Here is a 10,985-nt window from a genome sequence, read left to right on the forward strand (position 1 = left end):
AGATCCACTACATCAAGCGTTCATGGGAACCTGACGCAGGCAAAGGTACCGCCATACGCCATCTAGCCAGGATGGGCTGAATTGCAATGCAGAGCATCATTACAGCCGTCGATGGCGAGAACGACCGAAATATGTTTGCCAAGGACCTGCAGGAGTTCTTGAAGGACTGAAGCATTTCGGCGTCTTGAAGCAAAGCTTTTAGTCAGGAGCCTTATTTCTTGTAATGCCTGTATGTACAAAACAAGAAAGAAGCATATCCGTCCTATGTCCAATGTTGGTGTTTACATGAATAACTTATTACACGATTTACAACTGATGTCATCAATTAATATTTTGATATCCAAGTATTGCATATAGTTAGTAAATATATTATATTTGACCTGTAAGCAAACTTAGAACGTATGACATGGTTAAGGCTTACATTGTTTCGCTCAACAAGGAAGAAGAAATGGATTACATTTCACAAACAAAATCAGCGAGAATTGCTTCGTCCTTGGAAGAGATGATCTTGGACAATCGTTTAAAAAGCGGATCATTCCTTCCTTCACAACAAGTACTTGCCGATCAGTTCAATACATCGAGCCGTCCCATCCGCGAAGCCTTGAAGCTTCTCGAAGCCAAGGGATTGGTTGTAATTTCCCAAGGAAGAAGGGCCCAGGTCAGGAGCAACAATCTTGACCAGTACGTCGAGTCCATCTCCACCACCATTGTAAACAGCAAGATCAGCCAAGCAAAGCTGATGCGTAATCTCATGCAGGTCCGCATCACGGTTGCTACAAGTGCCGCCAGGGGGTTTTCCCGTCTTGAGAATCGCGATGAGTACCTTGCCCAGCTATGGAATTCGAGCAATCGCATGGAAGCAGCGGTCCCCCACATCTTTCGGAAAGATGCCAAGGCCCATGCCGACTATCTGAAGGCTGAAGCCGATTTCCATCGGACCCTGGTCTTCGCCAACGGCAACCAGATTCTCTCCTGCATTTATGACAACCTTTCACCATTGCTGGACACTGCGATGAACTCCATCAAGTTCACCCCCTCCCAGATGGAGAAACGCTCAAAAGACTACTCCTATCTCTGTGAAGCATTGCAGAATGGGCAAACCGATCTTGCGGTCGCATTGGTGTTGGTCACCCTCACCACCCTCGAAACCAAGGTGATGGACCACTACCCGGATGAAGGCATGGCTATGATCTCCTACGCTTGATCACCCCCTCTTTGGCAAAAATCCTTCAGCGTGGTATAGTCACGGTGGAGGTTTTTTTATGGATGAATGCATCATACAGCTGGAACATGCCACAGTTCGCCGTGCAGGCGTACCGATTCTCGACGATGTCTCTTTTCAGGTACGGCGCAACGAACATGTTGCAATCATCGGTCCAAACGGGGCCGGCAAGAGCACCTTGGTACAGTTGTTGAGTGAAGAAATCCATCCTTTGTACTCCCCCCAAACCAAGCGGATTCTTTTTGGGAAAGCAAAGTGGGAAGTCTTGAGCCTCAGGGCCCATCTGGGCATTGTCTCCCAATCCTTGCAATACCTGTGCAACTCCAGCTACAAGGGCTGGGAGATCGTCGCCTCCGGCTTCTTCAGCTCCATCGGACTTGACTTTCACCACCACTGCACCGAGCAGCAAATGCAGAAAATGGAGGAGGTCATGCACCGCTACGATACCTGGCACCTTCGGGACAAGCAGATGAACCGCATGTCCAGCGGAGAGGCCCGAAGAATCCTGCTGGCACGAGCCAATGTGCACGATCCTCAGGTGATGTTGCTCGACGAGGCGGTTTCGAATCTAGATTTTCCCAGCCGGTCGCAGTACCGCAGCACATTGGAGCAACTGGACAGGGAGGGGAAAACCATCATTCTGGCCACCCATGAACTGAGTGAAATAATTCCGGCAATCAACCGTATCGTGGTCATGCAACACGGGAAAATTGTCGCCGACGGCTCGAAACAGGAAGTACTCAACGAACGATTGCTCAGCGAAGTGTACCAAACCAAGGTGTTCATCGATGAGAGGGAGGGGTTGTACAGCGCTTGGTGCTGATGCATTTATTCCACGAACCTCCCTTTGTGTAGTATTATTGAATCAAGAACAAAACAAGCGAGGTCCCCACATGAAGCGTTGTTCAATCATCATTCACAGTGTCAGCGGCAACTGTTATATCATTGGTTCTTATCTCAAGGAACTCATGACCGCACGAAATGTCGATGCCAGGCTGTACCGGGTTGAAGACCCTGATTTGCACATTTGGGCAAACACACAAGAGACGACCAATGATTTCTATGAAGATATTCTGGCACTTCCCATCGTAAGTACCTCGACGCTCCTAAAAAGCGACATGGTTATTCTGGGCAGCCCCACCCGTTTCGGAAACATCTCAGCGGAGATGAAAACCTTTCTTGACACCACCCTGCCGCTGAGTAAGGACAAGAGCCTTGAAACCAAGTTCTTTGCCTGCTTCACCAGCTGCTCGAACTCCACCTGCGAAGGTGCCCATACGTTGACTGCCATGCTCTATTGGGCCCAGTCGATGGGCATGCTGCACATACCGTTCGGGGTGCACGACGAGCTGGACTTCTGCGACCAGCCGGTGGGAGGCATCGTACACCTGGCCGGCAAGGAAGGCGCCATCCGGCCAAGCGACAGGCTGGGCAAGGAGATGGAAGTCTACGCCGACATCCTCAGCGCCTATATACAAGAATAAAACAGAAGGCCTCAGGAGAAGTGCGGAGCGCACTTCTCCTACTTCTTTGAGAAGAAATACTTGATCCGGTTCAACCAACGCTCTGCACGCCCTCTGCCGAAGCGCAGCTTGTAATCGGAAGTGGCACTTTCGATACTCACTTCCTGACTGCCGCTCATGTGCTTGAGGTTGTCCCAATGCCTGACTATCCACATATAGAGGTCGGCTTCGGTATTGCCCGGGAAAGATGCAAGCAGCTTTTCCCTGCGCACCTCTTCGATGATCGGTTTATATACGTTCTCATACCACGAAACAGCACCATCTTCAAAACTCAGCTCCTCACTCTTGCCCTCATTCAGATAGTACTTATGCACCAGAATGTGGTTGACCATCTCCGGGTAGGAACCAGGAGAGGTAAACTCGATCTCCTCCATCGGCAGAAAGGTGGGGTTGTATTGCTCAAGGAATCGCTTGCGTTCGTAATCGATGACGCGCTTTCTCAGCTGTTTCATCGTGAGCCCTGCTTCAAGCGGAATCTGGCTGTCGAGCTCAACAACCTCGGCATCGATGAACTCAACCCCCTGGGTCTTGGCCACCGAGACACGGTGGTTCCCGTCCCGTACAAAGTACCACTGCCCAAGCTTGTACACAGAGATGGGTGGCAGGTTCACATACTCCTTGACCGCCCTGTCGATGCTCCTCCAGCGGGCTCTGAGCAACTCCTTCTTAGGATAGAAAGCCAGTGAAAAATCCTGATACCGGCCTTCACTTCCGATTATCTGCTTGACGGGAATGGTCCGCATTCCCAGATATGTCTCGTTTCGCGGTTTTATCAGCTCGGTAACCGCATAAAAGCTTAATAAATCGGAGTTCTTCCATGCCAGACTACTGAGCAAAGACTGAATTCGGCCCCGGCTGCGGGCCTTTTCAAAATCCTCATTCGTCTGGGAAAGCAAATCATTCCCCATTCTTCCCATGTTTGCCACCCCTCCCCAACTTCGGGTCCTGCAGTATATAACTTTGGAAAACATTAATCACCTGCGTTTGCTTATATACATGCTGGCGGTTTGCGTTCATATCATGCAAATGAATATGCCCGTGCAACAGATACCGTGGTTTGAACCACTGCATGAAGGTCAGGAAGGTGGAAAAGCCCTGATGGCAACGGTCGGTGTCATCACCGAGTCCCAAAGGGGCTGCATGGGTGACCAGAATATCTACATACCGCCCACGAAATATACGGTTGAACAGAAGGCGGGGAACCATCTTGAGCATCCTGAAATACATTTCACGCTCGGTGAACTGATGCGTGCCCTTGTTGTAGCGCATCGACCCGCCCAAGCCGGCGATGATAAGATTCTGCTTTCGATAGTAGAGAACCTTTCCATCGATAAAGTCGCCGCCGAAGCTGGGCAGCACCTGCATTTTCCCATCGGTGTATCCATATTGCATGATCGGTTGGGCGTTCGAGGTGAACTGGTGCAGAAACTCAAGATTATGATTGCCGAACACAAAAAAGAGCGGCTTGTTCAGGCTGGAGATGATGAACTCATAGTATTTGAGCGGCAGGTCACCGGCTGCAATGACCACATCGACATCGGCATACCGGGAGGCGATGTTCTTGGAGTAGACCAACGGGTCCGATTCATCAGAGATACAGAGAATCTTCATACATCACCCCGCTAGATAGCCAGCATCGATGGTGATCACCTCTGCTGTCATGGCCGAGCACCTGCTGAGAAACTGAACAGCCAAGGCAACCTGGTCGGCATCGACCAGACTGCCCAGCAAGGCCCGTTGTTCATACAGCTTTCTCAGCGGGTTTTCCTCATCAAGATAGGGAGCCTTGAGCAGGCCCGGTGCAACGGCATTCACCCGGACAAAGGGGGCAAGTTCACGAGCCAGGCTCTTGGTATAAGAGACCACCGCTCCTTTGGATGCATCATAGTGCACCGTCTGGCCAAAACCAGGATGAAAGGCGTTGATGCTGGCAACATTGACGATCGAACCTTTGGAGGCCTTGAGAAAGGGGATCATGCACTTGGTGAGGCGCATGAGACCCGTCACATTGATATCGAAAATTCGCTGGACCTCCTCGGTCTGAAGCTCTTGCACCGGATGGACCGAGAAAACTCCGCTGTTGTTGACCAGGACATCAAGCGTTGTGATCCGGCTTGCAACCTCATCGATGCTTGCTTGGTCGGTGACATCGAGCAGGACGGGAATCAGGAAGGGGCCCAACTGTCGAACAAGCTCTTGGGCCTTCTGTTCGCTGCTGGAGTACCCGCAATACACTCTCGCCCCTTCTGCAATGAACATGCTGCAGATTGCTTTTCCCAGGGTGCTCGTACCTCCACTGACCAGAACGTGCTTCATCACTCCTCCTTGCCCAGAAATGCCTCGATATCAGGGCAGGTTGGATACTGCAAGAGCAAGGCTCGACCTCCCTGCCTGTAGGCCTGCCCATCATAGGGGGGAACCATGGTGGTTGCACACAAGGTCCATCCATCCTCGCAAGCAGGCTTTGTGCCCTGCCAACACCCCCCTTCAACCGCAATGACAGGATTATGATCTTCGCTCGCCTTCCCCAAGATTGTCATTGTATGACTTCCATCGGGATGCAGAACCAGCTGTCGGGCTTCACTGCCTTCCAAAAAGTACCAGACCTCTGCAGTAGGCAGATAGTGAAGCGAGGAGAAACTCCGGCCGGTCATCAGGTAGTAGATGGTACTGCCCAAAGCCTCACCATCGCTTTTGAACGTATATACACGGCGAAAGAATCCCCCTTCGCCCTCGAGCGGCTGCAACTGCAGTCTATGAATCAAATCTTCTATCTCTTTGGTCATACCGGCCATTGTTTGGTGACATTGCGCACCAGAAGCGTAAAGGCTTCCTTCACCCGGTCGCTGGTCTCCATCACTTCTGCATGATTCAGCGGCTGGTCAAGAATACCGGCAGCCATGTTGGTGATGCAGCTGATGCCCAACACCTTCATCCGCATATGGCTGGCCGCCAACGCTTCGGGTACGGTGGACATGCCCACCGCATCAGAGCCGAGAATGCGGGCGGCTCTTACCTCTGCCGGCGTCTCGTAGGAGGGTCCGGCGAAGAACATGTAGACACCCTCATGCAAGGTAATGCCCAAACGCTTGGCCTCCTCCCTGGCCAAAGCAGAGAGGCGCTTGTCATACGCATTGGTCATATCAAAAAAACGCTCGCCCAAGGTGTCATAGTTCGGACCGCGCATGGGGCTGTCTGCTATCAATTTGATGTGGTCGGTGATCAACATCAAATCACCAGGCTTGTAGGATGAGTTCACCCCTCCAGCGGCATTGGTCACCAAGAGATTGTTGATGCCCAGGGCATGCATGACCTGGATGGGGAACACCACCTGATCCATCCCATAACCTTCGTAGTAGTGGAATCGTCCCTGCATGCACATGACACGCTTGCCTTCCAGCGTACCCACCACCAGCCGGCCCTTGTGCCCAAAGACTGTGGAGACAGGGAAATAGGGAATATCCTTATAGGAAATTGCAACTGCGTCCTGCAGTTCATCAGCGAGGCCACCGAGGCCGCTGCCCAGGACCATGCCGATATCCACCGGAGTATTGCCGATTCGGGACGTGATATACATTGCAGCTTCCTGCATCTTATCCATGAGTTTATCCATTGATTCCTCCAATTCGAATTACTTAGAACGGTTCGCCCGACGCCTTCGGGGCAGCGGAATTCTTCGAGAAAAGCACCAGGGCAAGCAAGGTTGCCACATAGGGGAAGACCTTGAAGAAAACGGGGGGAATAACCGACAGTGAGGGAATAACCTGGCTGACGTTTGCAATGGTGGTTGCAATGCCGAAGAAGAACGTCGCCCCGAGAATTCCCAGCGGCTTCCACTGCCCGAAAATCAACGCGGCAATGGAGAGGAATCCCAGGCCGGCTACCGTTCCATTGAACTCTCCGGAGTAGGTGATCAGGATGACCGAGCCGCCCAAACCAGCCAAGGCTCCGCTCATGATGACACCGAAATAGCGCATGCGATGCACATTGACACCAGCCGATGCTACCGCTGAAGGGTGTTCACCACATGCCCGAAGCCTCAAACCGAAACTGGTCTTGTACAGCAGAATCCAGGAAAGCGCCCAAATTACCAGACACAGCCAGGTGGTCCAATAGGATTGGCTGAAAAAGAGCGGGCCGATGATGGGAATCTGTGAAAGGACGGGAATGTTCTTGCGTACAATACCCATGAGAATGCGGACGTTTCCGCTTCCACTGATGGTTCTGGCCAGATACACGGTCAAGGCGGTTGCCAACATGTTGATTGCCGTCCCGCTGATAACCTGGTCCGCCTTCAAGTTGATCGAGGCAAAGGCATGCAGGATACTGAATACGGCTCCTGCTGCCACACCGACAAGAAGACCGAGGGGAAGTGCTTGCACCCCCAAGGTGGCTTCTGTCATCTTGATGGTGATGGCACTAGCAAAGTAGCCGACCAACATCAAGCCTTCCAAACCGAGGTTGGTGACGCCGCTCCGTTCACTGTACAAGCCTCCGAGGGAGGTCATCAGCATGGGAATCGTATAGGCTATTGCATAGGGGAAAATGCTGATCAGGGTATTCCACATATTATTGACCCTCCTTCTTCTGTGCAGTCTCCGGCATTTCTGCCTTCCTCTCGGCCTTGTTCACTTGCCGCTTCAGCACTGCATCCCAGAATCGCTTGAACAGTACGCTGGTTGCAGTAAAGTAGATGATGACGGCGATGATGGTATCGGCAATTTCGGGAGGTACGCTGGTCATGGCGTTCATGAACCCCTTGCCGGACTGCAAAATACCGAAGAACAAGGAACTGAACAACACACCCAAGGGATTACTGGCTCCCAGCAAGGCGACGGCAATACCGTCGAACCCTTGGGAAGGCATAACCCCGATCTGCATATTGCGTGAGTACCCGGTGTAGAAGGAAAGTCCTGCAAGACCTGCCAAGCCTCCGGCGATCATCATGGAAATGACGACATTGCGGTTTACTTTTATTCCTGCATACTCGGCACAGAAGCGGTTCGAACCTACAGCCTTCAGACCGAAGCCCAAGGTTGTCTTATCCAAAATGAACTTAATAATAAGTACCGCCGCAATGGCGACAAAAAAGGCCAAATTCATGTACGAGCCGTTGAAGAGTTTTGTCAGCCAAGGAGACCGCATGGACTGGCTGACGGCGATGCTCGCACTCTCGGTCTCAAGCGAAGGCCCCTTCAGATAGGCGGGTATGAAATAGTAGATCGACCAATAGGCGATCCAGTTCATCATAATCGTGGCAACAACTTCATGTACATTGAACTTTGCCTTCAGGAAGCCCGGGATGATACCCCACAGAGCTCCACCAAGAAGAGCAGCACCGATAAGCACCACCAAAAAAAGTGGTCGGGGTAAAAATACCTTGTGCGCCACCAACGTTGCACACAAGCCACCGATGAGCATCTGTCCGGAAGCTCCGATATTGAACAGACCGGTCTTGAAGGCAAAGGCGACCGATAGACCTACCAACATCAAGGTGGTGGCGGTGGCCAATGTATTGCCGATGCGCTCGATGTTCATCAAACCACCGCGGAACAGATACCAGAACCCGGTAAACGGGTTGCTGCCGATCAAAGCCATCAATATCGCGCCGGCCACCAGTCCCAAGACTGTTGCACTCACGGCGACGAGGAAGGCATTGCTTTGTTTTTCTTTTATTGGTTTCATTGGGCACCTTCCTTTCGCTTCACGCCGGCCATCAGGAGACCGACTTCCTCCTCATTGGTCTCACTGGTCTTCAGCACATCAATCAACTCCCCGCTGTACATGACGGCAATCCGGTCGGAGAGATTGAAAATCTCATCCAGTTCAAAGGAGACAAGCAAGACGGCATGTCCCTTGTCCCGATGGGCGACAAGCTGTGAGTGAATATATTCAATGGCACCGACATCCAAGCCTCGGGTGGGCTGAACCGCTATGAGAAGCTCGGGATCGGACACTACTTCACGTCCGACTATCAGCTTTTGCTGGTTGCCTCCCGAGAGTTTCCCTGCAAGGGAGTAGATTCCTTCACCGCTGCGTACATCGAATTGGTCGATGACCTTCTGAGCATACTCACGCAGATACTGTGCATCAAGAAGGCCCTTCTTACTGAATGGGCTGTGATAGTACTCCTTGATGGCAACATTGTTGTACAGCGAGGAGGCCATGACCAACCCGCGCTTCTGCCGGTCTTCGGGAATATGACCCATGCCGATTTCATTGCGTTTTCTGATATCTGCATTGGTGATATCGTTGCCGTCCAAGGTGATGGTTCCTCCCTCAACAGGCCGCAGACCGGTAATGGCTTCGATCAGCTCGGTCTGGCCGTTACCGTCAACACCTGCAATACCGACGATTTCCCCGGCTTTCACCGAGAGGGAGAAGTCCTTCACGCCAAGAACTTTCTTATTGTTCATGACCCGTAGATCGTGCAGGTCCAGAATAACCCTGCCGACCTGTGCGGGTTTCTTGTCAACCTTGAAGTTGACGGGTCTGCCGACCATCATGGAAGCCATTTTGGAGACACTGGTCGACTTCACATCAACCACGCCGATCAACTGCCCGCGACGGATGATTGTGCAGCGGTCTGCAACCGCCTTGATCTCGTTGAGCTTGTGGGTTATGAGAATGACCGACTTGCCTTCAGAGACCATGTTTCGCATAATCTGCATCAGATCCTCGATTTCCTGGGGAGTGAGGACCGCCGTCGGCTCATCAAAAATGAGAATCTCGGCATCGCGATAGAGCATCTTCAGAATCTCAACGCGCTGCTGCATCCCCACCGTGATATCCTCAATAACCATATCAGGATCGATATTCAGCCCGTACTTTTCAGAGAGGGCCTTGATCTTCTTGGAGGCGCCTTTCCGGTCGAGGAAGAATCTTCCTTCCTTTCCAAGAATGATATTTTCCGTAACAGTAAAATTGTGAACCAGCTGGAAGTGCTGGTGCACCATGCCGATGCCCAAGTCATTGGCATCGTTGGGGCTGTGGATATGAGCTTCCTTTCCCCGAACCAAAATTTTCCCCTTGTCTGCATGGTACAAACCAAAGAGGATGCTCATGAGGGTGGACTTGCCCGCCCCGTTCTCGCCCAAAATGGCGTGTATCTCCCCCTGCTCTACTTGCAAGGTAATATCATCGTTTGCGACGATACCGGGAAACTCCTTGCGAATGTTCAACATTTCTATGACATGACTCATCGGTGGACTCCCTATGAGGACACGCTGGGCGTGTATTTTATGCAATACCGTAGGTTGCACAGAAGGGCCACCGATAGATGGTGGCCCTTGATGATGGCATCAAGCAAGCACTTACTTGAACAGTCCGTCGCCGACGGCGGCGACCTTGATCTCTCCGCTCTTCATCTTTGCATAGACCTTTGCAACTTCATCGGTCACGCTCTTGGAGAGGTTCGGATTCACAACAGGAATACCAACGCCGTCGTTGGTGGCGTCGAGGTGCAGAATCTGTCCGGCAGGATAGGTTCCGTTCAGCTCGGCTTCAATCATGTCATAGGAAGCACGGTCGAGGTACTTCATGGCACTGGTGAGAATGACGGACTTTCCGTTGGGCATGACACCTTCAGGATACTGGTCAACATCAACACCGATGACCCAGACGTTCTGGCCGCTGGAAGCACGGTTCTTTGCTTCATTGATGACGCCGACACCGACGCCGCCGGCTGCTGCAAAGATTACATCAACACCGCGGTCGTACATGGAAGCAGCAATCTGCTGACCTGCGCTTACGTTGTCGAAGCTGCCCTGATACAGGTTGTTTTCCTGCTTCATGACAATCTTGGTGCCGTAGTTTGCATTGGCGTACTTGACGCCCTGCTGGAAGCCCCAGTTGAACTTCTGGACAGCAGGAATTTCCATGCCGCCGACGAAACCAAAGTCACCTTCCTTGATCTGCAGGGCTGCTGCAAAGCCGGCGAGGAAGCCGGATTCATGCTCCGCCCAATACACGGCAACAACATTCTTCTCAATACGGAAGACCGAGTAGTCGGCACTGTGGGGCTCACCGTCGAGGATGACGAACTTTACATTGGGGTACTTGTCCTGGGCTTCAAACAAGGCAGTCTCAAACTTGAATCCCGGGCAGATTATAAAATTGTAACCAGCATCAACAAGGTTGCCGATTTCCTTGAGGTAGTCGGCTTCGGTTGTTCCAGCGGGTTTGAGGTATTTTACGTCCAGACCGTAGTCTCTGCTCGCCCTCAGGATTCCTTCCCAGGT

12 protein-coding genes are annotated in these 10,985 nt (G+C 52.0%); 3 read left to right on the forward strand and 9 right to left on the reverse strand.

The genetic code is table 11. The features are described from left to right. The first annotated feature begins 448 nt into the window (after positions 1-448). The 3 genes from B3F49_RS11360 (at position 449) to B3F49_RS11370 (ending at position 2,706) form a co-directional block, all read left to right on the forward strand. Positions 449-1,204: a FadR/GntR family transcriptional regulator gene (locus B3F49_RS11360; protein ID WP_293911171.1), complete on the forward strand. Its 756-nt coding sequence runs from the start codon at positions 449-451 to the stop codon at positions 1,202-1,204. 58 nt (positions 1,205-1,262) lie between these two features. After that, positions 1,263-2,045, forward strand: coding sequence for an ABC transporter ATP-binding protein (locus tag B3F49_RS11365; RefSeq protein WP_293890527.1), 783 nt, complete (start codon positions 1,263-1,265; stop codon positions 2,043-2,045). A 70-nt stretch (positions 2,046-2,115) separates the two neighbouring features. After that, positions 2,116-2,706, forward strand: a complete 591-nt coding sequence (locus tag B3F49_RS11370) for a flavodoxin family protein (RefSeq protein ID WP_293890529.1) — start codon at positions 2,116-2,118, stop codon at positions 2,704-2,706. Between the two features lie 38 nt (positions 2,707-2,744). Here B3F49_RS11370 and B3F49_RS11375 read toward each other — a convergent pair whose 3' ends face one another. From B3F49_RS11375 to B3F49_RS11415, 9 genes are all read right to left on the reverse strand, one after another. Further along, positions 2,745-3,662, reverse strand: coding sequence for a transcriptional regulator (locus B3F49_RS11375; RefSeq protein ID WP_293911173.1), 918 nt, complete (start codon positions 3,660-3,662; stop codon positions 2,745-2,747). Then, complete coding sequence (locus B3F49_RS11380; RefSeq protein WP_293911175.1) at positions 3,643-4,356, reverse strand: metallophosphoesterase; 714 nt, start codon at positions 4,354-4,356, stop codon at positions 3,643-3,645. Before B3F49_RS11380 ends, B3F49_RS11375 begins: the two co-directional genes overlap by 20 nt. Before the next feature lie 3 nt (positions 4,357-4,359). Beyond that, entirely contained in the window at positions 4,360-5,061 is a 702-nt protein-coding gene (locus tag B3F49_RS11385; RefSeq protein WP_293911177.1) for an SDR family NAD(P)-dependent oxidoreductase, read from the reverse strand. After that, on the reverse strand, positions 5,061-5,531 hold the full coding sequence (locus B3F49_RS11390; RefSeq protein WP_293911179.1) for a cupin domain-containing protein: 471 nt from the start codon (positions 5,529-5,531) through the stop codon (positions 5,061-5,063). Before B3F49_RS11390 ends, B3F49_RS11385 begins: the two co-directional genes overlap by 1 nt. Continuing rightward, positions 5,528-6,358 carry a purine-nucleoside phosphorylase gene (locus tag B3F49_RS11395; RefSeq protein ID WP_293911181.1) on the reverse strand — a complete coding sequence of 277 codons (831 nt, stop codon included), beginning with the start codon at positions 6,356-6,358 and terminating at the stop codon, positions 5,528-5,530. Before B3F49_RS11395 ends, B3F49_RS11390 begins: the two co-directional genes overlap by 4 nt. A gap of 22 nt (positions 6,359-6,380) precedes the next feature. After that, positions 6,381-7,313 (reverse strand): ABC transporter permease, encoded by a 933-nt coding sequence (locus B3F49_RS11400; protein WP_293890541.1) that lies wholly within the window; start codon positions 7,311-7,313, stop codon positions 6,381-6,383. 1 nt (position 7,314) lies between these two features. Beyond that, positions 7,315-8,430, reverse strand: a complete 1,116-nt coding sequence (locus B3F49_RS11405) for an ABC transporter permease (protein ID WP_293911183.1) — start codon at positions 8,428-8,430, stop codon at positions 7,315-7,317. Continuing rightward, complete coding sequence (locus tag B3F49_RS11410) at positions 8,427-9,947, reverse strand: ABC transporter ATP-binding protein (RefSeq protein ID WP_293911185.1); 1,521 nt, start codon at positions 9,945-9,947, stop codon at positions 8,427-8,429. The genes B3F49_RS11405 and B3F49_RS11410 overlap by 4 nt, the downstream gene beginning before the upstream one ends. Before the next feature lie 111 nt (positions 9,948-10,058). Next, the coding region (locus tag B3F49_RS11415; RefSeq protein WP_293911187.1) for a BMP family lipoprotein at positions 10,059-10,985 on the reverse strand (927 nt) is incomplete at its 5' end.

This window comes from Sphaerochaeta sp. UBA5836, from assembly GCF_002432845.1.
Taxonomy (GTDB): Bacteria; Spirochaetota; Spirochaetia; order Sphaerochaetales; family Sphaerochaetaceae; genus Sphaerochaeta.

Coding starts and splice junctions, on each gene's coding strand:
- B3F49_RS11360 (WP_293911171.1), top strand. CDS start 449: ATGGATTACATTTCACAAACAAAATCAGCGAGAATTGCTTCGTCCTTG.
- B3F49_RS11365 (WP_293890527.1), top strand. CDS start 1,263: ATGGATGAATGCATCATACAGCTGGAACATGCCACAGTTCGCCGTGCA.
- B3F49_RS11370 (WP_293890529.1), top strand. CDS start 2,116: ATGAAGCGTTGTTCAATCATCATTCACAGTGTCAGCGGCAACTGTTAT.
- B3F49_RS11375 (WP_293911173.1), bottom strand. CDS start 3,662: ATGGGAAGAATGGGGAATGATTTGCTTTCCCAGACGAATGAGGATTTT.
- B3F49_RS11380 (WP_293911175.1), bottom strand. CDS start 4,356: ATGAAGATTCTCTGTATCTCTGATGAATCGGACCCGTTGGTCTACTCC.
- B3F49_RS11385 (WP_293911177.1), bottom strand. CDS start 5,061: ATGAAGCACGTTCTGGTCAGTGGAGGTACGAGCACCCTGGGAAAAGCA.
- B3F49_RS11390 (WP_293911179.1), bottom strand. CDS start 5,531: ATGACCAAAGAGATAGAAGATTTGATTCATAGACTGCAGTTGCAGCCG.
- B3F49_RS11395 (WP_293911181.1), bottom strand. CDS start 6,358: ATGGATAAACTCATGGATAAGATGCAGGAAGCTGCAATGTATATCACG.
- B3F49_RS11400 (WP_293890541.1), bottom strand. CDS start 7,313: ATGTGGAATACCCTGATCAGCATTTTCCCCTATGCAATAGCCTATACG.
- B3F49_RS11405 (WP_293911183.1), bottom strand. CDS start 8,430: ATGAAACCAATAAAAGAAAAACAAAGCAATGCCTTCCTCGTCGCCGTG.
- B3F49_RS11410 (WP_293911185.1), bottom strand. CDS start 9,947: ATGAGTCATGTCATAGAAATGTTGAACATTCGCAAGGAGTTTCCCGGT.